Origin of the sequence: Streptomyces fulvorobeus (assembly GCF_013167895.1) — a bacterium.
Classification (GTDB): domain Bacteria; phylum Actinomycetota; class Actinomycetes; order Streptomycetales; family Streptomycetaceae; genus Streptomyces; species Streptomyces fulvorobeus.
In genome coordinates this window covers 5,917,550-5,938,309 of sequence record NZ_BLWC01000001.1, presented here as the reverse complement: position 1 = coordinate 5,938,309, position 20,760 = coordinate 5,917,550, and the positions used below count along the sequence as shown (strand labels likewise).

Annotated in this window: 9 protein-coding genes and 2 pseudogenes; all 11 read right to left on the bottom strand. The window is 69.1% G+C overall.

All coding sequences use genetic code 11. The annotated features are described in order from the left end of the window. Positions 1 to 254: 254 nt before the first annotated feature. On the bottom strand, positions 255 to 1,673 hold the full coding sequence (locus Sfulv_RS26915) for a family 43 glycosylhydrolase (protein ID WP_218578094.1): 1,419 nt from the start codon (positions 1,671 to 1,673) through the stop codon (positions 255 to 257). A gap of 50 nt (positions 1,674 to 1,723) precedes the next feature. After that, positions 1,724 to 3,178 (bottom strand): family 43 glycosylhydrolase, encoded by a 1,455-nt coding sequence (locus tag Sfulv_RS26910; protein ID WP_173318244.1) that lies wholly within the window; start codon positions 3,176 to 3,178, stop codon positions 1,724 to 1,726. A 518-nt stretch (positions 3,179 to 3,696) separates the two neighbouring features. Next, positions 3,697 to 5,299: pseudogene (locus Sfulv_RS26905) on the bottom strand (glycoside hydrolase family 13 protein). Positions 5,300 to 5,412: 113 nt separating this feature from the next. Next, a complete protein-coding gene (locus tag Sfulv_RS26900) occupies positions 5,413 to 6,288 on the bottom strand; it encodes a carbohydrate ABC transporter permease (protein ID WP_173317043.1) in 876 nt (291 codons plus the stop codon). A gap of 16 nt (positions 6,289 to 6,304) precedes the next feature. Further along, entirely contained in the window at positions 6,305 to 7,264 is a 960-nt protein-coding gene (locus Sfulv_RS26895) for a carbohydrate ABC transporter permease (RefSeq protein ID WP_173317042.1), read from the bottom strand. A gap of 158 nt (positions 7,265 to 7,422) precedes the next feature. Continuing rightward, complete coding sequence (locus Sfulv_RS26890) at positions 7,423 to 8,838, bottom strand: extracellular solute-binding protein (RefSeq protein WP_173317041.1); 1,416 nt, start codon at positions 8,836 to 8,838, stop codon at positions 7,423 to 7,425. A gap of 269 nt (positions 8,839 to 9,107) precedes the next feature. Continuing rightward, positions 9,108 to 13,393: pseudogene (locus tag Sfulv_RS26885) on the bottom strand (discoidin domain-containing protein). 146 nt (positions 13,394 to 13,539) lie between these two features. Further along, on the bottom strand, positions 13,540 to 16,914 hold the full coding sequence (locus Sfulv_RS26880; RefSeq protein ID WP_173317040.1) for a CARDB domain-containing protein: 3,375 nt from the start codon (positions 16,912 to 16,914) through the stop codon (positions 13,540 to 13,542). 452 nt (positions 16,915 to 17,366) lie between these two features. Continuing rightward, positions 17,367 to 18,389 carry a LacI family DNA-binding transcriptional regulator gene (locus Sfulv_RS26875; RefSeq protein WP_173317039.1) on the bottom strand — a complete coding sequence of 341 codons (1,023 nt, stop codon included), beginning with the start codon at positions 18,387 to 18,389 and terminating at the stop codon, positions 17,367 to 17,369. A 226-nt stretch (positions 18,390 to 18,615) separates the two neighbouring features. Beyond that, positions 18,616 to 19,689 (bottom strand): aldose epimerase family protein, encoded by a 1,074-nt coding sequence (locus Sfulv_RS26870; RefSeq protein ID WP_173317038.1) that lies wholly within the window; start codon positions 19,687 to 19,689, stop codon positions 18,616 to 18,618. After that, a complete protein-coding gene (locus Sfulv_RS26865) occupies positions 19,689 to 20,726 on the bottom strand; it encodes a LacI family DNA-binding transcriptional regulator (RefSeq protein WP_173317037.1) in 1,038 nt (345 codons plus the stop codon). Before Sfulv_RS26865 ends, Sfulv_RS26870 begins: the two co-directional genes overlap by 1 nt. Positions 20,727 to 20,760 lie beyond the last annotated feature (34 nt).

Genomic DNA, 20,760 nt, shown 5'->3' with positions numbered 1-20,760 from the left:
ACGGCTGCCCCGTGAGGTACCGGAGCAATCCGGTCCCGCGGCCATGTCGCGCGAGCGGGCGCCGAGGGGATCACGGACAGGCTCCGGCCGACAGGCGGCCTGCGGTGTGTCTTCGTCCGGCAGGGCCAGGAGCGCCATGACTGTTCCGGGGCAGCTGCTCCCCCGTCGAGCAGGGCGTGCACGGTTGCTCCGTGCACGCCCTGCTCGACTACCCGCCACAAGGCGAACGGCACCGGCGGTGGGCCCGGGCGTCCCTACTGGGCGTGGAACGTCGCGTCCGCCTTGGCGGTCGTCGTCTCCGCGGGCTGCGTCACCAGCGCGTGTTCGTAGTGACGCAGGTAGCGGCCGGGGAAGTTGTACGACTCGAAGGAGACACCGGCGGTCGTGTCGGCGAGGCCAGGCCGGCGGTGGAAGCCGGCGTCGTGCCCGAAGGCCGTCGTGCCGTCGTTCTTCTCCACCCACACCTCGTGGTTCCTGTGCCGGAGGTAGTAGCCGGGGAAGTTGGCCGATTCGAGGGAGACGGTGCCGCTGCCGGCGAGGCCGGCGACGACGCGGAACTGCGAGTCCGCGAGGTTGGTCACGTTCGCTTCGAGCCTCGCGCGGAACTCCCGGTGCCGGATGTACCGGTCGGGAAGGTTGAAGGAGGAGAAGCGGACGGGGGTGGCCCCGTCGGCGACCGGAATGCCGAAGTTGGGCGTGCCGTCCGCGTTCCAGTAGAGCTTCTGGAAGCGGGTGCGGCGGTTGGGATCGTTGAGCGGGTCACCGCTGATGTCCTTGTAGTCGCGGTCGTGGTAGACGAGGACGTCCGACTTGCCGTCCTCGGACGTGGTGAAGGTGTTGTGCCCTGGGCCGTACTGGCCGGTGGCGGCGTTGCTGGTGAACACCGGGTTCGGGTTCTTGGCCCATGACCCCGGGTTCATCAGGTCGGCGCCCGCCGAGGCGGTGAGCAGGCCGAGGCAGTAGTTGCTGTCGGTGGCGCTGGCGGAGAAGCTCATGAAGACCCTGCCGCCGCGCTGGATCACCGCGGGGCCCTCGTTGACCGTGTGGCCCACCCGCTCCCACGCGTAGGTCGGCCGGGAGATCATCACCGGGCTGCCGCTGATCGTCCAGGGGTTGGCCATCCTGGCCAGGTAGATGTTGGTCCCCGCGCCCACCGCCGGGTCGTTCTGCGCCCAGGAGAGGTAGCGGGTCGAGCCGACGACGAAGGTGGTGGCGTCAAGGGAGAAGGTGTCGAGCGGCAGGGCGATGCGCCCCCTCTCGGTCCAGGTACCCGTCAGCGGGTTGGCCGCGCCGGTCTCCAGGACGTACGGCCGGATCTTCCAGATGTCGCCGGTCGACCCTGCGGCGAAGTAGACGTACCACTTGCCGCCGATGAAGTGGATCTCCGGAGCCCAGATGTGCGCACCCATCTCCCCGCTGGTGTGCCTGCTCCAGATGGTGGTCTCGGCAGCGGTGGACAGGCCCTGGAGGGTGGTGGCCCGCCGCATGACGATCCGGTCGTAGGCGGGGACGGTCGCGGTGAAGTAGTAGTAGCCGTCCGTGTGTCTGTAGACGTGCGGATCGGCGCGCTGTCCGGCGACCGGGTTGGTGAAGGTGACGGCCGGCGAGGCGGGCGGGGCCGCGTGCGCCGGGGTTGCGGTGGTGAGCACGGCCAGCGTGGCGAACAGGGCCATGAGCACCTTCGTGATGTCGCGTCCCACTGTCTTCCTCTCCTTGACAGTTGTCATGCCGCCGGCCTGAGCTGCCACTGCTGGCAGGCGTTGCCGAGCCAGGTCCACTGACGTACGTCGGTGCCGTTCGCCGTACCGCAGTCGGCGGCGTCGGCGACCTTGCCGCTGTTCTCGTTGACGATCCGTACGTAGTCACCCGAGGCCGTGAGCACGAGCCGGAACTTCTGGCAGTGGTTGTTCAGCCACGACCACTGCCGCAGGTCCGCGCCGTCCGCGGTGGAGCAGTCGGCCGTGTCCATGACCTTGCCGGTCGCGACGTTGACGAGCCGGCTGGTGTCGTCGCCGAGGTCCTCGATCCGCCATGTCTGGTGGGCACCGCCGCCGCAGGTCCACTGCGCGATACCGGCGCCGTCCGCCGTGCTGCCGCCCGTGACCTCCAGGCACTTGCCGCTGTTGCGGTTCACCAGCGTGTAGGCCACCGGGGTGGCCGCGGTCTCTCCGGACGGGCCGGGCCTGGTGGCGCCCAGGGCGACCGGTGCGCCGAACTCAGGGGTGCCGTCCGCGTTCCAGGTGAACTTCTGGGCGCGCGTGGTGCGGCCGTTGTCGCAGCCGTCCGATGTGGAGTCGTTGGCGTGGTAGACGATCCAGTTCTCGGTGCCGTCGGGCGAGGTGAAGAAACCGTTGTGGCCGGGGCCGTAGACCCCCGCTGAGTCGTTCCGCGAGAAGACCGGGGTGGGCTTCTTGGTCCAGGAGGAGGCGAGCAGCGGGTTGCCGCCGGTCAGTTGCAGCTGGCCGAGCTTGTAGTCCGGTCCCCAGCAGGCGCTCGCCGAGTAGACGACGAAGGTCTTGCCGCCGCGGTAGAGCGGTTCGGGTCCTTCGTTGACCGTGCCACCCTGGGTCTCCCAGCTGAGGGTGGGGCGGGAGATGACGGTGAAGGTGGAGCCGCTCACCGTGTACGCGTTGCTCATCGGGGCGATGACCAGGCTCTGGGGACTGCCGTTGACGGAGCCGCTGCCGAGCAGGTACAGCTTGCCGCCGTGCCGCAGCACGCTGGCGTCGATGAGCCAGCCACCGGGGGTCAGGTTCGATCCGGTGAGCTGGTTCTTGTAGGTGTACGGGCCCATGGGGTCACTGCCCGCGCTCTCCAGGACGTAGGTGCGCTGGGTGTCGCAGCAGGCGGCACCGCTCTGCCCCGCTGAGTAGTAGAGGTACCAGCGGCCGTCGACGAAGTGCAGCTCGGGCGCCCAGAAGTTGGTGTTGCGGGTGGCGGTGGTGTCGCTCCAGACCTGGACGCTGGGGGCCGTCGAAAGACCGGCCAGGGTGGGTGACTTGCGCATGGTGAGCACGCCGGTGAAGGACGTGGTGACCAGGTAGTAGTGGCCGTTGTGGTACTCCAGCCAGGGGTCGGCGCCCTTCACCGCCTTGACGGGATTGGTGTACGGACGTCCCTCGGCGGCCGCGGCCGGCTGGGTGGCGACCGCGGCGAGCATGACGAGCAGTGCTGCCATGAGGGTGGACCAGTAGCGGGTGCGGAGCACAGCGAGTCCCTTTCGACAGCCGCGGGCTGACAGCCCCGGCTACGAGATGTTCGAAATATCGGACATCGTACGTAACTTCGACCAGAACATAGGCACCCCGCTTGTGCACGTCAACGGTTCCGACAGCTTTGGGGGCGACGGAACGACCGGGGCGCGCACATGGCCCGGCCCGCACCACGGAGGCGATCCCCGACTTCGCCGGGCACCTGCGTCCGACGCGTCGGACCAGGCGGTGATCCGGCCGCCACCTGGGGCTTTTGGCGAGATCAGGCGCCATGCCGTCCGACCCGTCGTACACGCGTCCCCGCCTCTTGACGCCGCGCTCCGCACCGGTCGACACTCGCGCGACGTCACATCACCCAGCCGGAACCCCGCACCCCCTGATCGCTCTTCACCTCCCCGCGCGTACGGCCCGCCACTCCGCGCCTGCCGGCCGGACACACCCGTGGCGATCTCTGTCCACCACCAGCCGAGCGTGCCTTTCGGCGTCAGGCGCGCAGCCAGACGGCGGTGTCCCCCGGCAGCAGACCCTCGCCGTCGAGCGGACCGCTCGCGAGGAGCAGCTCCCTGTGCGCCGGGAGGGGGGTGGGACGGTCCGACAGGTTGGCGACGCAGATCAGACCGTGCGTCCGGGCGAAGGCGAGTACGCCCTGCGCCGCGGGCAGCCAGGTCATCGGGCCGTCACCGAAGCCGTCTGACGACCGTCTCAGCGCCAGCGCCCGCCGGTAGAGCGCGAGCATCGACCCCGGGTCGGCGCTCTGCCGGTCGACCGCGAAGGATGGCCACCCCGCGGGCTGGGGCAGCCAGGGTTCGGTGAGCGCACCGAAACCGGCGTACGGGGCGTCCGCCGTCCAGGGAAGCGGCACCCGGCAGCCGTCCCGTCCCGGGTCGGTGCCCCGGGAGCGGAAGTGCATCGGGTCCTGGATACGGTCGAGCGGGATGTCCGCCTCGGGCAGCCCCAGCTCCTCCCCTGGTACAGGTAGACAGCCCGGGAAGGGCGAGGGTGAGCAGGGCGGCGGCGCGCGCGCGGCGTGTGCCGAGCTCCAGGTCGGTGGGTGTGCCGAACGCCTTGGTGGCGAAGTCGAATCCGGTGTCCGCGCGGCCGTAGCGCGTGACGGTCCGCGTCACGTCGTGGTTGCAGAGCACCCAGGTCGCCGGGGCACCGACCGGCGCGTGCTCGGCCAGTGTGCCGTCGATGGCCTCCCGGAGCCGGTCAGGGTGCCAGGGGCAGGTCAGGAAGGTGAAGTTGAAGGCGGTGTGCAGCTCGTCGGGGCGCAGGTACCGGGCGAAGCGTTCGGCGTCGGGCAGCCACACCTCACCGACGAAGACACCTCCGTACTCGTCGGCGATGGCACGCCAGGCACGGTAGATGTCGTGGAGCTCGTCCTGGTCGATGTACGGGTGCGGGTCCACGCCCTCCTCGAAGTCGGCGAGCGAGGGGTCCTTGGCGAGCAGGGCGGCGGAGTCGATCCGTACGCCGGCGACCCCGCGCCCGAACCAGAAGCGGAGCACCTCCTCGTGCTCCTGGCGGACTGCCGGGTGGGCCCAGTTGAGGTCGGGCTGCTCGGGAGCGAACAGGTGCAGGTACCACTCCCCGTCCGGCACCCGTGTCCAGGTGCGGCCGGAGAACTGGGAGGGCCAGTTGTTGGGCGGCAGTTCGCCGTGTTCGCCCCGGCCCGGCCGGAAGTGGAACAGCTCGCGCTCGGGGCTTCCGGGTCCTGCCGCCAGAGCTGCCCGGAACCACGCGTGCTGGTCCGAGACGTGGTTGGGGACGATGTCGACGATGGTGCGGATGCCGCACTCACCGGCTTCGGCGATCAGTTTCTCGGCCTCTGCGAGGGTACCGAAGGCCGGGTCGATGGTGCGGTAGTCGGCGACGTCGTAGCCGCCGTCGACGAGGGGCGAGAGGTACCAGGGGGTGAACCACAGGGCGTCCACGCCGAGTTCGGCGAGATAGGGCAGTCGCGCCCGGACGCCCGCGAGGTCCCCGGTGCCGTCCCCGTCGCCGTCGGCGAAGCTGCGTGGGTACACCTGGTAGATGACGGCGTCGCGCCACCAGTTGTCGGTGCTGTGCGCATGAGGGACTGCCACGTGAACGTCCTTTCGGGCAGGGTGGATCTTCGCCGCCGGTCCGGACAGCGGGGCGTTCGGACGGACCGGCGGCGAAGTCATGTGGGTGGTGGATACCGGGCGGACCCTCGGGGTCAGCCCTTCAGGCCGCCGGCGGTCAGACCGCTCATGATGTTGCGCTGGAAGACCAGGAAGATGAGCAGCGTCGGCACCGAGGCGATCGTGAGCGCGGCGATCAGCACGTTGACCGGGACCCCGTTGGAGAGCGAGTAGATGCCCACGTTGAGGGTCTGCATCGCGGGGTCGGGCAGGGTGAGCATGGGCCAGAGGAAGTCCTTCCAGACGCCCACGATGGCGAAGATGGAGACCACGCCGAGGATCGGCCGGGAGATCGGGAGCACGATCGACCACAGGGTGCGTGTGGGAGAGGCGCCGTCCATGGACGCCGCGTCCAGGAGTTCCTTCGGGATCGAGTCGAAGAAGCGTTTGAGCAGGAAGATGTTGAAGGCGTTGGTGACGGAGGGCAGCCAGATCGCCCAGGGGGTGTTCAGCAGGTTGCGCTCGATGACCGGCACGTCCAGGACCGTCAGGTACTGCGGGACGACCAGGACGGCGGCGGGGATCATCAGTGTCGCCAGCATCATGCCCAGGATGGCCTTGCCGAGGACCGGGCGGAGCTTGGAGAGGGAGTAGGCGGCGGCGACGTCGAGGACGAGTTGGAAGGCCAGCGCGCCGAACGCGTAGTAGAGCGTGTTGAACAGCAGGGTGGCGAGGTCCATGACGTCCCACGCCCGTGCGTAGTTCTCCGGCTCGAAGGAGCCGGGCACCAGGGTCGGCGGGGTCTGGATCACTTCCTGGGTGTCCTTGAGGCCACTGGAGATCATCCAGTACAGCGGGCCCAGGAACACCAGGGTGAAGCCGCCGACGACGACGGCGAACGTCACCCAGTAGAGGGCTTTGCCACGGGGCCGGGCGAGTTGTGCCGGTGAGATGAGTGTGCGTGTGGACATGGTGGTTCCCCCGGTCCTATTCGTCCTCGGCGCGGCTGAGCTTCACGTACGCCGCCGAGAATCCGGCGAGGAGTACGAGCAGGAGCAGGCCGAGGGCCGCCGCGGCACCGTAGTTGTTGAAGTTGAAGGCGTACTGGTAGATGAGGTAGACCACGGTCGTGGTGGAGCCCTCGGGGCCGGCGCCGCCCGTCAGCAGGAAGGGCTCGACGAAGACCTGCATGGTGGCGATGATCTGCATGAGCAGCATCAGCGAGAGGATGAGCCGGGTCTGCGGGATCGTGACGTGCCAGATCTTGCGGAGTACGCCCGCTCCGTCGAGCTCGGCCGCCTCGTACAGCTCGCCCGGGATGCCCTGGAGCGCGGCGAGGTAGATGAGGGCCGCGCCTCCCATGTTCATCCACGTGGAGGCGACGACGACCGAGAGCATCGCGGTGTCCGGGTCCTGGAGCCACTGCTGCTCCGGCAGTCCGAAGAAGCCGGACAGTTCGTTGAGGAGGCCGTATCCCGGGTCGTACAGGTACTTGAACAGCAGGACCGAGGCGACCGGGGGCAGCATCACCGGCAGGTAGACCAGGAGCCGCAGGTAGCCCTTGCCGTGCCGGAACTCGTTGATCACCACCGCCACGGCGAACGGCACCGCGAAGCCGAACACCAGCGCCAGCACGGTGAACAGGAGCGTGTTGCGCCACGCCTGCCAGAAGGCGGGGTCGTTGAAGACCGTGACGAGGTTGTCCATGCCGACCCAGGTGGTCTGCCCGTCCTCGGTCTTCTGGAAGGCGAGGAAGAACTCCCTGACCATCGGATACCAGGAGAACAGGGCGAAGCAGAGGACGGCGCCGATGAGGAAGCCGTGCGCGGTGAGATTGCGCCGCAGGCTCCTGGCGAACGGCCGGGCGGGCGGTTCCGCGCCGTCCGGCCGGGGCCGGGAGTCAGGCGCCGGCGCCGCCTTGCTCGGGGTCAGACTGGGGGCCGACATCGTTACTCCTTGGTGCTGAGGTGCCGGTTGCGTGAGCGGGGGGCGCGGGGGCCGTCGGCATGTCCTGGGTCCGGTGCGCCGCGTGTCCGGTGCGCCGGGACGGGGCCGCGGCGCTCACAGCCTCGTGGGGCGGGTTCCGCCACCCCACGAGGCACCGGTCACTGGTTGGCGAGGACCTGGTTGACCTGCGACTCGGCTGTGGCGAGGAGCTTGTCGATGTCGGCGTCCTTGTTGGTGAGGAGGCCGGACATGACGTTGTCGAGGACCTTGTAGACCTCCTGGGCCTTCGGCGGCTCGGCCTTGCCCGCGACCGGGTTGTCCATGAAGGTCTTGAAGTTGGCGACCGGCATGGTGGCGTGCTCCACGCGTGCGGCGTCGTCCTTGGCCTTGGACTCGTTCAGCCAGAAGTTGGGCTGCGGGATACCGACCGGGAGCTTGTCGGCCTTGGTGCGGGCCCAGTCGAACTGGCCCTTGCCGACGGTGAGGTTCTTGTAGTTCAGCCAGGCGATCGCGGCCTTGATCTTGTCGCCGGAGATGCCCTTCTTGACCATGTAACTGTTGCCGCCGGCCAGGGTGTTCTTCTCGCCGGGTATGGGGCCCATCCCGAAGTTCTCGTACTCGGCGCCGAGTTGCTGGACCATGTACGCGATGTCGTCGGGGGCGGCGAGGAACATGCCGAGCTTGTCGGTGGCGATCTGCTTCTGCAGGTCGCCCCACTTGAGCAGCTGGGTCTTGCCCATGCTGTTGTCCTGCCAGCGCATGGCGTGCATGTTCTCGGCGACCTGCTTGCCGAGCTCGTCGTTGAACGCCGCCTTGGTACCGCTCGCGTCGACGACCTCTCCGCCGACGCTGTACATCTGCGCGGTGAAGTGCCAGCCGCCGGTGTTGCCCGCGCTGTACTCGCCGAACCCGGCGATGCCCTCGCCGAGGCCCGCGATCTTCTTCGCGGCCGCCCGGACCTCCTGCCAGGTGCGCGGCGGCGCGTCCGGGTCGAGTCCGGCCCGCCGGAACAGCTCGCGGTTGATGAGCAGGCCCATGGTGTAGTTGCTGGTGGGCAGGCCGTAGAGCTTGCCGTCCTGCTTGAGCGAGCCGAGCACGTCCGGGTCGATGTCCTTCAGCAGGGGGACGCTTCTGTCGTTGACGTACGCGGTGATGTCGGCGGCGCCGTCGTTGTCGAGCACCTGCGGCAGGTCGGTGAAGTAGGTGTAGAAGACGTCCGGCTGCGACTTGGCCTTGAGCATCGCCGTGAAGCGCGGCGGCTCCAGACACTGTCCGGCCGTGGAGCGGCCCTCGACGGTGACGTTCGGATACGTCTTGTTGAACGCGGCGACGTCCTCCTTCCACTCCTTCAGCTCGGCCGCCTTCGCCGTGGGCGGCATGCAGTCGATCGTGAGCGTCACCTTCGTCTTCGGGTCCAGCGGAGCGGCGGGGTCCGAGGAGCCACCGCCTTCGGAACCACCGCTGCCGTTGCCGCTGCTGCTCGTGCCGCAGGCTGCGAGCGCGGTGAGCGTGAGGGCGGAGACGAGGGTGACCGCGCTGGTGCGGCGCGTACGACGGAACCGGGCAGTTCTCATGGGTGGTCCCCTTCGGGCATGTACGTGGAGGTCGCCCCACCGCCGGTGCGATGCGGGGCGCGGCACACTCAACCATCACCAACAAGAGAGCGCAAGATCTCGCGCTGACTTCGTAATTGTTTGACAGACCGCTGATGTTCGGTGGTGACCACCAGCCGTAGGCGGCCACCAGGGCACTTCCGTCCTCAGCGCATGAAAGGTCAGCGCAAGCCTCGTAAGCGGCTTGCGCTGACCTCGTCACGCCCTCGTGCTCCCCCGTACGGGGTGGGTCACGAATTGATGTTGATCTTGAAGGTCGACGTCGTGTTACGGATGTCCACGGCGTTGTCGTTCAGTTCCAGGCCGTTGAACGTCACCTCGCCGAGGGCGGGGCCCTGACCGGATTCGGGCGCTTCGTTGGCCCAGAGACCGAAGCCCGACCTGGCGTCGTAGGCGTCACCGCTCTTGCGGGCGCCGGTGATGGAGATGTCGGTGAAGACCGTGTCCTTGATCGGGAACTGGGGCTGTCCGCCCACGTAGTTGGTCTGGAACATGACCCCGCTGTACGTGGGGTCGACGATGTCCACGTGGCTGACCCTGATGCCCTGGAAGACCTTGGAGGCCGAGAACACCCAGATGCCCGGGAAGGTCTGCGAGCCCCAGAAGTGCCCGCCGGCCCGCACGATCGAGATGTTCTCCAGGTTCGTCGGTTCGGTCCCGAAGCCGTTCATCGGGTAGCCGAAGTCCAGCGAGGAGATCGTGATACCGGAGTAGACGAGCGTGTCCGCGATGTGGATGTTGCGGAAGGTGTTGGCGTAGCCGCCGTAGACGGCCACACCCGCGGCCCGCCAGGTCAGCGTGCTGGTCAGGTTCTCGTACACGTTGTTCTTCATGTCGGCGCCACCGGCGTCGATCGCCGAGAACAGCGCGAAGCTGTCGTCACCCGTGGCCCTGGCGTCGTTGTTCGACACGAGGTTGTCCGTCGAGCCGTTGGTCATGTTGACGCCGTCGGCGAACATGTTGCGGATACGCGAGTTGCTGATCGTCATCCGGTCCGTGTTGGCGCCCCAGTAGAGGCACACCATGTGCTCGGTCCAGATGTTGTCGATCACGATGTCCGAGACGCCCGCGAAGTCGAACACCTTGCCCGGGCCGTCGATCCGCGAGGTGTAGTTGCCGAAGTAGGCGAAGCCGGAGAACGACGAGCCCTTCGACGTCGCGTCCGCCCTGAAGCCCACGTCGGTGTTGTCCTGGGTGGAGGGCGCGTGGAACTTCGTGTACCAGGGGCCCGCCCCGGTCACCTTCACGGCCTTGCCGTACACCTGGAACTTGCTCGCCGTCCGGTAGTCGCCCGGCGGCAGGTAGACACCGACGAGCTTGCCTGTCGTGTCCATCCGCACCCTGTCCAGCGCGTCCTGGACGTTCTGGTGGGTGAAGCCGGCCGGCACCGTGTAGGCGGCCGGGTCCGGGTTGGCGACCGGCGCGACCTGCTCGAGGTCGACGAAGTCGATCGCGTACGTCGAGGTGTTCGCGGCGTCCTTCTGCAACCGGATTCTGCTGCCCGCGGGAACCGTCTCGCCGAGCACGACGTGTGCCTCGTCGTAGATGTGGCGCGGGGCGCCCGATCCCGGAGCGTTGCCGGGTGCGGTCTCCGCGCCGTACAGCCAGGCGTACTTCGATGTCAGCGGGAGCGCCTTCTTCATCACCCCGTTGACGTAGACGTTGATGGTGGAGTCGATGCCGCCGCCACCCGGGGCGTCCGGGATCGAGAAGCGGGTCACCAGGGTGTTGGTGGGGGCACGCGTGGTGAACTCGACGTACTCACCCGTGGCGTCGAGCTCGACCGCCTTGCGTCCGGACGCCTCGCCCGCGATGTCACCGACCGTCCGGTTGGGCCCCCTGACCTGTGCGCCGCCACCTGCCGTGCCGTCCTCGGCCTCGTACGTGTCGTACGGCATGCCGGCGCCACGCCCGACGAACAAGGGCTGGGAGGAGGTGTTGTTCCCCCGCTTGACCGGCAGCTCGTTGGCGTCGTCGGCCAGGACGACCCTGACGGTGTACGAGCCGTTGACCGCCGCCCAGGGGCCGAGGACCACGTCGGCCGACGAGCCCGCGGCGATGACCCCGGTGTGCGTGCCGGTCAGGGTCCTGACCGTGGCACCCTTCGGGTCGAGGAGGGTGAGCGTCACCTCGTGTCCTCCCGCGGCGCTCGCCACGGTGCCCTGGTTCTTCAGTGCCACCTTGAAGGAGACCGTGTCCCCGGCGGCCGGACTGGACGGCGAGGTCGTCACCGACGCGGTGACCAGGTCGGAACTGGCGACGGGCCTGACGACCAGCGCGGTGGGGCTGGTGTAGGTGTTGTTCGACTCGTTCTGCTCGATGACCGCCTGCGATTCGTCGGCGACCGCGCTCAGCTGGTACGAACCGGCGTCACGCGCTCCGATGGAGGCACTGACCGTGGTCTGTGCCCCTGCCGCGAGCGCCCCCGCCTGGGCCGTGGCGACCTTGGTACCGCCGAGCCGCAGGGCGACGGCGCTGGCCGGAGAGGCGGCGGTCCCGCTGTTGCGGACCGTGGCCCTCACGGTGATCGCGTCGGACTCCACCGGAGCCGCGGGCGTCACGGCGAGGTCGGTGATCTCCAGGTCCGGGTTGGCCGCCGGTACTCCGACGACCTGGAACTCGGCGAGCTGCCCGAGGAGGAGCCGGAGTTGGCGGTGAACCTGAGCTGGATGTCGGCCACGCGTCCGGATACGGGGATGGTGACGCTGTTGCCGGTGGCGGGATCGAACGGGTAGCTCTTCGCCGCGACCAGGCTGGTGAGGCCGGAGGCGCTCTGTTCGCGGCCGAGAACCTCGATCGTCTGCGTCCGGGCCGACCAGGCGCCGGCCGGGTTCAGCTTGAGCACCAGGCGGTCGAGGTCGGCGTTCGATCCCAGCCTGGTGGTGAGGGTGGCGGGGTAGCCGCCCGCCGCGCCCTCCCAGTAGGTGGCCGTGTCGTTGTCGTTGGCGTTCTGGGCGACGAAGGTGTGGATCGTGGACGAGGCGCTGATCGGCTTGCCGACCGCCAGGTTGGAACCCCCACCGCCGCTGCCGTTGCGGGTCACGGTGTTGCTGTTGGCGGACCGGTTCCCTGCCGCGTCCCGGGCCCGTACGTGATAGGTGACCGTGGCGGTGCCCGGCTGGGTGTCGGTGTACGTGGTGATGTCGCCCGCGACACTGCCCCGCAGGATGTTGTTGGCGTAGACGTCGTATCCGGTGACGGCCGTGTTGTCCGAGGAGGCGTTCCAGGTGAGGCGGACCTGCCCGGTGGCGGGCTCGGAGAGGGCCAGGTTGGCGGGCGCGGTGGGTGCCTGCGTGTCGCCGGTGTCGGCGCGGCGGGTCACCGTGCTGCTGTTGGCGGACTGGTTCCCGGCCGCGTCCCTGGCCCGTACGTGATAGGTGACCGTCTGGTTCGCCGGCCGGTTGTCCGTGTACGTGGTGACGTTCCCGGCGACGCTCGTCAGCAGGGTGTCGTTCGCGTAGACGTCGTACCCGGTGACGGCCGTGTTGTCCGAGGAGGCGTTCCAGGTGAGGCGGACCTGCCCGGTGGCGGGCTCGGTGTACGCGAGGCCGGACGGGACGGTCGGCGCCTGGGTGTCACCGCTCGTCGGCCCGTACACCTCGAACTCGGATATCTGCGCGGCCGACTGCACGCTGTTGGCCGTGACCAGGACGCGGACGTGACGGGTGGTGGTGGCGTCGAAGGTGATCGTCGCCGAACGGCCGCTCGCCTCGTCGAAGGCGTACGCCCGGGAGGCGGTCAGGTCGGTGAAGTCGGTTCCGTTCGTGCTGCCCTGGATCTTCAGTGTCTGGGTGCGGGCCTCCCAGGTGGACGGCAGGCGCAGGACGACACGGTCGACGCGTACCGAGGAGCCGAGGTCGGCCTTGAGCCACTGCGGAAGAGCGTTGTTCCCGCTCTCCCAGTAGGTGGCACGGTTGCCGTCGTTCGCCTGCGGTGCGCTGTAGACCTCGGTGTGGCTGCTCGCGGTCAGCGTCCGGCCCGCGGCCAGGTTGGCCGACGAGCCGTCCGCCGCGTGTACTTCGAGCTCCGAGAGCTGGGCCGACCCCCAGCCGCTGTTGGCGGTGATGTCGACGCGGACGAACCGCGCCTGGGTGGCCGGGAAGGACACCGTGACGGTGTTGCCCGTACCCGGGCTGAACGTGTACGACGCGGAGTTCTTCAGGGTGGCGAAGCTGGTCCCGTCGGCACTGCCCTGGACGGAGAGTGTCTGGCTGCGGCTCTCCCAGCCGGCGGGCACCTTCAGCACCACCTCCTCGACCCGCTCGGTGGCGCCGAGGTCGGCCTGCACCCACTGCGGCAGGGTGGTGCCGGAGCTCTGCCAGTAGGTGCCCTGGTTCCCGTCGGTGATGTTGCGCGCGTGGTACTCGTTGTGCGTGCTGCTCGCCGCTGCCGCGTCGCCCAGCGCGATGTTGGGCCCGCCGGCGGCCCTGGCCGTTGCCAGTGGCCCTCCCAGCGCCAGGAGGCTCGTCACGATCACGGCGCTCAGGCTCCGTGATCTCCAGTTTCTGCTGCTCATCGGTCCCCGATCCTCGGCCTCGCGCCCATCGGCGTCGAGGCGCGGCTCAGTCGGATACGTACGGATAGGTGTGCGTGGTGGCACGCGGCGCCCTTGCCCCGGCCGCCGCGGCGGCCGGGGCAAGGGCGCCCTGTGGTGCGAAGTGGCTAGCCCGCCCTGTTGATGACGAACTGCGAACCGGGCTCGATGAGGACGTCACCCTCGGCCGAGTTGGTGATGGTGACGTTCGTGAGCGTGGCGCTGCCCCGGGCTCCGCCCATGGCGAGGATGCCGGAGCCGTTGTTCGACTTGTCGATGCGGACGTTGGTGATCTTCACGTCCGGCACCTCGCCGCCGCCCGTCTTGAACTGGATGCCGTCGTACGTCGAGTCGAGGATGTCGGTGTCCTTGATGGTGACGCCCGGAATGGGCAGGCCCTGTGCGAACAGGGTGATGGCCCCGAACTCCTGGTCCTCGTTCCAGAACGCGCCGCCTGTGCGGTGCAGAGCGTTGTTGGAGATGAGGGTCTGCCCCGAGAACGGCAGCGGGTCGTGGTCGGTCGCCAGCATGATGCCGGGGTAGTTCATGGTGTCGGCGATGATGTTGTTCTCGATGGTGTTGCCGAAACCGCCGTAGATCGCGATGCCGTTGGCCCGCCACGGCAGCTGGATCGTGTTGTTGCGGAAGCGGTTGTTGGAGCCGATGTCCACCGACGTGTCCTTGACGTACTTGCTCGCCCAGACCGCCAGCGCGTCGTCGCCGTTGTTACGGAAGGACGAGTTGTACACGGTCGAGTTGCGCGTGCCGTTGGCGAAGTTGATGCCGTCGGCGTACGTGTTGCGGACACGCATCCCGCTGAACTCCACGCCGTCGCCGGGACCCCACAGCTCCGGGATGTCGCTGTAGTCGCGCCCGGCCCACACACCCACGTTGGCGTGCTCGATCCACACGTTGCTGATCTTCGTGCCCTTGCCGAAACGCCCGTTCAGGCCGACGCCGCCCTCGGCGTTGCCGTCCCCGCCGCGTATCGTTCCCGATCCGAAGATCGCGATGTCGGAGATCTGCGTGTTGTGGTCGATGTCGAAGCCGAAGTTGCCCTCGTGCGGATGGTTGATACCACCCGCCTGGTGCGGCGGGGTCAGGGTGTGGAACTGGGAGTGCCACATGCCCGCGCCGCGGATCGTCACGTCACGGATGCCCACCGCGTTGAACTGCCCGCGGTTGAGCGGGTCGTCCGTGAGGATCTTCTTCTCCTGGCGCCACTGGCCGGCCGGAACCCAGACGCAGCTGATCTCACCCTTCTGGTCCGCCGTCACCGCGCGCTGGAGTGCGTCCGAGTCGTCGATGCCGTCGTTGGGCACGGCGCCGTAGGTGGTGATGGAGGTGCACCCCGCGGGCTGGGGGGACGGCGGCGCCACCTGTTCCAGGTCGATCAGGTCCAGGACGTAGAAGGCCGCGGTGTCACCTGCGTCGCGCTGGAGCCGGAACTTCGTGCCCACCGGGTAGGTCTGGGACAGCAGTGCGTGGGACTCGTCGAAGAGGCGCCGGGCGTCACCACCGGGGGTGTTGGTCAGGCCCTCGGGGCTGTCCGTGTTGCCGTACAGCCAGCTGTGCTTGGAGGACAGGGTCAGCTTCCGGCTGAAGGTGTCGTTGACGTAGAGGCTGATCGTCGCCTCGGCGCCGCCCCCGGCCGGGGCGTCGGGGACCGAGTTCCTGACGACGATCGAGTTGGCGGCGTTGGTGGAGGTGAACTCCACGAACTGGCCGGTGGAGGTCAGCCGTACCGACCGGCGGCTGGAGGACTCGGTGGCGAAGTTGGTGTGACCGAAGGTGCGCTTCTGGTCGCTGGTGAGCAGGGTGCCCTGGTAGCGGGCGTCCTCCGCCTCGTACTCGGTGTACGGCACCGCCGCACCGCGTCCGACGACGACCGAGCGCGCGAAGACGTTGTTGTTCTCGTCGGTCTCGGCGACCGTGCCCGTGGCGTCGGCCGTCGCGGTCAGGGTGACTCCGCCGTTCGTGGCCGTCCAGCTGCCGCTGATCGGCACCGTGACGGTGGCGCCCGCGGCGATCGCGCCCGCGGTTCCGTTGAGGGTGGTGGTGCCCGCGACCAGCCGGGTCACGGTCCCCGCCGCGACAGCTGTGGTGCCGCGGTTCTGTACCGCCACCCCGAAGGTGACCGAGGCGCCGACCGCCGGGGCGGCCGGGTTGGAGGTGATGCCCGTGACACGGAGGTCCGGCCCCGGGCTCTGGCCCACGACCAGCTTCGCCGACGCCGTCCGGCTGTTGTTGCTGTTGTCCTGCTCCGCCACGGTGTCGCTCGGGTCGACGACCGCCGACACGGTGTACGAACCCACCGGCCGCTTGCCCACCGTGACCGGGACGGTCGCCGATGCTCCGGCCCCGAGTGCGGGCACCGGACCGGAACCGGCCACCGTGCCCTCCAGGCTGACGTTCACCGTGGTCGCTGCCGCAGGGGCGCTCCCCGCGTTGCGCACCGTGGCGTTGACCTGGACGGTGTCGGTCTCGGACGGGGAGGACGGGGCCCAGGTCAGATCGGTGACGGTCAGGTCGGGATTGGGCGCCCCCGCGCCCACCACCTGGAACTCCGCGACCTGGGCACCGGTGCTGCCGGTGTTGGAGAAGAACGTCAGCCGGATGTCCGCGTAGCGGCCGGTCACCGGAATGGTGACGGTGTTGCCTGCCGCCGGAGTGAACGCGTAGTCGGCGCGCGCCTTGAGAGACGTGAACGCGGTCGCCGACTGCTCACGGCCGAGGACCTGGATGGCCTGACTTCTCGGCCCCCACACCTGGTCGGGGTTGAGCTTGAGGACCACGGCTTCGACGTCGGCGTTCGCACCGAGTTTCACCGTCAGACTCGACGGGAATCCTGCGGACTCCCAGTAGCTGGTGACGCTGTCGTCGTTGGCGTTGGCCGCCGCGTAGTTCTGCGTGGTCGAGGTGGCCTCGATGGGCTTGTTCCGCGCCAGGTTCGAGCCGTTCGCCGGCGGGTCGACCGGTCCGCCGTCGTCCTCCCCGTAGACCTCCAGCTCGGAGAGCTGCGCCGCGTTCCAGCCGGAGTTGGCGCTCACCTGCACCCGTACGAACCGCACGGTGGCGGCCGTGAAGCCGATGTTCACCGCGTTCGCCCTGGCCGGATCGAAGGTGCGCGCACCGGACGCCGCGAGCGTGCTGAATCCACTGCCGTCGGTGCTTCCCTGCACCTGGAGGGTCTGGTTGCGCGTCTCCCACCCGGTGGGGAGCTTCAGTGCGACCCGGTCGGCCCGGACGTTGCCTCCGAGGTCGACCTGGACCCACTGCGGAAAGGAGCCCGCAGGCCCTTCCCAGTAGGACTGCTGGCTTCCGTCGGTGACGTTTCCGGCGAGGTAGGTGCCGTGCGCTCCCCCGGCCCTCGCGGTCTTGCCGAGCGCCAGGTTGACTTCCTCCGCCGCGGCGTGGGCGGTGACGGGCAACAGCCCGACCGCGATCAAGCCGGCTGTCACCGCGCCGGCGATCAACCGCCGACCCTGGTGTGTGCCTCTCATGATGGCCTCTTGTTCCATGATCCGGGCATACGGCTACGGCTCGGCGGCAGCACCTCCCCCGACAAGCTGTCGGCGGAAGACGGACGACGAGGCGCGTGTGCCGGTGCGCCAAGTGGACGATGACAGGGACCCTCGTCAGGTACCTGACATATGACCTGCGAGGAATCGGCAGCGCTAATCTTCTGCTTTTGAGTTATTCGGTCAATCTTTTGCGTTGCCAAGGTGACAGGTTTCTACCAGGTCACCGCTTTGTCAACGCTCCTGACGGCACCCTGAGTTGAGCCAACCGTTCGCGCAGGTCAGCGATGCGGGCCGCGGGGTCCGGGATAAGGGGAGGTCTACGTTCCGTTTACCGGCACGCAGAAAAGGGCCTCGCAACGCCACCCAGTGCGTCGCGAGGCCGGAAGGATCGTATGAGTGGAGCGGCGTCCGGGCCGCCAGACCCGGAGGGGTCAGGCGGTGGGCCGGCCGGCGGGCGGCTGGGCCGTCGATCCGCGGACGACCAGTTCCGGCTCGAAGAGAAGCTCGCCGGGATGCGTCTGCGCGCCCTGGATCTGCGCGCACAGGAGCTCGACCGCGGCGCGGCCCATCGCCTCGATGGGCTGCCGGACCGTCGAGAGGGGCGGCTCGGTGCAGTTCATGAAAGCGGAATCGTCGAATCCGACGACCGAGACGTCCGAGGGGACCTTGAGGCCACGTCGGCGGGCAGCCCGGATGGCCCCCAGCGCCAGCGGGTCACTCGCGCAGACGATGCCCGTCACGCCGCGCCCCAGCAGCCGGGACGCGGCGGCCTGCCCGCCTTCGAGCGAGAACATGGACCGCTCCACGAACTCCTCGTCCAGTTCCCTGCCCGCGGCCCTCGACGCCGCCCCGGCCGCCTCCATCTTCCGGCGTGACGGGATGTGGTCGGCGGGGCCGAGGATCAGCCCGATCCTCTCGTGCCCGAGCGAGGCGAGGTGGCGCCACGCCTGTTCGACGGCGACCGCGTCGTCGCAGGAGACGCAGGGGAAGTCCAGCCCCGCGATGGGGGCGTTGATGAGGACGACCGGGATGTTGCGTTCGGCCAGCTGCCGGTAGTGTGCGTGCGGCGCGTCGGCCTGCGCGAACAGACCTCCGGCGAAGACGACCCCGGACACCTGCTGCTGGAGCAGCAGCTCCACGTAGTCGGCCTCCGAGACGCCGCCCTTGGTCTGCGTGCACAGCACGGGCGTAAGTCCCTGCTGGGCGAGCGCCCCCCCGATCACTTCCGCGAACGCGGGGAAGATGGGGTTCTGCAGTTCGGGCAGGACCAGACCCACCAGGCGCGCGCGCTCGCCCCGCAGCTGTGTCGGGCGCTCGTATCCGAGCACGTCAAGCGCGGTCAGCACGGACTGCCGGGTCGCGTCCGAGACACCGGGCTTGCCGTTGAGCACCCGGCTGACCGTGGCCTCGCTGACCCCGACCTTCTTGGCCACCTGAGCAAGTCGTCGCGTCATGCACGCAAGACTAGCGCAAGCCACGCAAGCAAATTGCGTTACCGCTCCATGTGTTGTCCAGAACCAGGCTCACCAGGGATTCGTCCTTGCGGGCACTGCCTGCGGCACCCGCAGGCAGACGGCCGGCTATCGCGATCAGGCCCGTCGCGGAGGTAAGGATTTGCGGCCACCCGCATCCGGAGACGGGCTCGGAGCCCCTTCGCGCACGGTCCTCAGCGGGCAGGGCTCAGTTCCCGAGCCGTGGCAGCAGATGGGGGAAGCGCAGTTCGGTGCGGCTGCGCGCGGTGTCGCCCGGGCGCAGCACCGTGCTGGGGAAATAGGGCCGGTTGGGCGAGTCGGGCAGGTGCTGGGTCTCCAGGCAGATTGATCCGTGCCGCTCGTGGCGGCGGCCGGTGGCGTCGGTGAAGGAGCCGTCGAGCCGGTTGGCGGTGTAGACCTGGATGCCGGGCTCCGTCGTCCACACCTCCAGGACGCGGGCCGCGCGGGGGCCGGTGAGCCGTGCGGCGCGGCGCAGCCCGTCGGGGCCGCGCAGCACCCAGCTGTGGTCGAACCCCCCTGCGGTGCGGAGCTGTTCGTCGTCCTGGCCGAGCCGTTCCCCGAGGAGGCGCGGGCCGGTGAGGTCGAAGGGGGTGCCCCGGACCTCGGCCGGAGGCCCCAGGGGGATGCCGTCGCCGTCCACCGGCACATAGGTGTCGGCGTCGACCTCCAGACGGTGGCCGAGGACGTCGTCGTGGCCGGCGAGGTCGAAGTAGGCGTGGCTGGTGAGGTTGACGTGCGTGGGCCGGTCGCTGACCGACGCGTAGTCGATGGCCAGGGTCCCGGCGGCGTCGAGGGTGTAGGTGACCGTGCAGTCCAGGGCGCCCGGGAAGCCCATGTCGCCGTCGGGGCTGTGCAGGGTGAGCCGTACGGACGCGGTGTCGTCGGTGTGCTCCGCGCTCGCGTCCCACACCTTGGTGTGGAAGCCCTCCGGTCCGCCGTGCAGGGCGTGGCCGCGGTCGTTGGCGGGGATGTGGTGCGTGGTCCCGTCCAGGGTGAACCGGCCGTTCGCGATGCGGTTGGCGTAGCGGCCGACGACGGCGCCGAAGTACGGGTGCTTGGCCGTGTAGTCGTCGACGGTCGCCAGCGAACGGACCACCGAGGCGGTGGCGCCCTTGGTGTCGGGCACGGTGAGGCTGTGCAGCGAGGCGCCGTAGGTCAGTACCTCGGCCCGGACTCCCGTACCGCAGTCGAGGCTCCACCGGTGGACCGGTGTGCCGTCTGCGGAGCCGAACGGGGTGCGGTACACGGTGGGGCGCGGCATCAGAGGTCCTTGAGGTGAGCGTGGGCAGACCCGGGCGTGGTGGATTCCCGGATGATGAGACGGTAGCCGGGGCGCGGCTTGCGTGGTTCGGCCACCGGTTGGCCGGAGAGGCGTTCCACCAGGCTGTCGACGGCCAGGCGGGCGATGGCTTCCTTGTCCGGGGCGATGGTGGTGAGCGTCGTGGCGCCGTACCTGCTCTCCTCGATGTCGTCGAAACCGACGACGGCGATGTCGTCCGGGATGCGCAGTCCGCGTGCCGTGATGGTCCGCATCGCGCCGATGGCGATCAGGTCGTTGTACGCGAACACGGCGTCGGGCCGTTCGCCCCGGTCCAGGAGGGCCGCCATACCGGTGGCGCCGTCCTCGCGGCCGTAGCCGTCGGTGACCACGACCAGGTTCTCGTCCGGGGTGATCCCCGCGGCGGCGAGCTCCTCGCGCCAGCCGCGCAGCCGCAGGTGCGCGGGCTGGCGTTCGCGGCCGGTGCGCGATCCGAGGAAGGCGATCCTTCGGTGGCCGCGGCCGAGGAGGTGGCGCACGGCGTCGCGGGCGGCGGCCACGTTGTCGATGGCGATGTGGTCGTACGGTGCCTCGTACTCGCGCTCGCCCAGCAGGACCAGCGGCGCCGTCTCGGTCCGCGCCATGAGGTCCTCCGTCTCCAGGTGGATGGGGCTGAGGATCAGACCGTCGATCACGTGGGACCGGAAGCCCTGGCTGACCAGCAGCTCGTTCTCCCGCAGGCCGGCGGTGTGGTCGACCAGGACGGTGTAGTCGTGCCGGGCGGCCGCGTCCACGACCGCTCCGGCGAGCTCGGCGAAGTAGGGGTTGCCGAATTCGGGGACCGCGAGGGCGATGATGCCGGTGCGGCCCTTGCGCAGGTGGCGTGCGGTGAGGTTCGGCCGGTAGCCGAGCTCGTCGATCGCCTGCTGCACCTTGGTCCGCATGGCGGGTGTGACGTGCTGATAGTTGTTCACCACGTTCGACACGGTCTTGATGGACACGCCCGCCCGTTGCGCAACGTCCTTGAGGCTGACGCCCACGGCACTCCTTGGCTCGACTCGGCACTGCGGCTCG

Coding starts and splice junctions, on each gene's coding strand:
- Sfulv_RS26915 (WP_218578094.1), bottom strand. CDS start 1,673: ATGGCCCTGTTCGCCACGCTGGCCGTGCTCACCACCGCAACCCCGGCG.
- Sfulv_RS26910 (WP_173318244.1), bottom strand. CDS start 3,178: ATGGCAGCACTGCTCGTCATGCTCGCCGCGGTCGCCACCCAGCCGGCC.
- Sfulv_RS26900 (WP_173317043.1), bottom strand. CDS start 6,288: ATGTCCACACGCACACTCATCTCACCGGCACAACTCGCCCGGCCCCGT.
- Sfulv_RS26895 (WP_173317042.1), bottom strand. CDS start 7,264: ATGTCGGCCCCCAGTCTGACCCCGAGCAAGGCGGCGCCGGCGCCTGAC.
- Sfulv_RS26890 (WP_173317041.1), bottom strand. CDS start 8,838: ATGAGAACTGCCCGGTTCCGTCGTACGCGCCGCACCAGCGCGGTCACC.
- Sfulv_RS26880 (WP_173317040.1), bottom strand. CDS start 16,914: ATGAGAGGCACACACCAGGGTCGGCGGTTGATCGCCGGCGCGGTGACA.
- Sfulv_RS26875 (WP_173317039.1), bottom strand. CDS start 18,389: ATGACGCGACGACTTGCTCAGGTGGCCAAGAAGGTCGGGGTCAGCGAG.
- Sfulv_RS26870 (WP_173317038.1), bottom strand. CDS start 19,689: ATGCCGCGCCCCACCGTGTACCGCACCCCGTTCGGCTCCGCAGACGGC.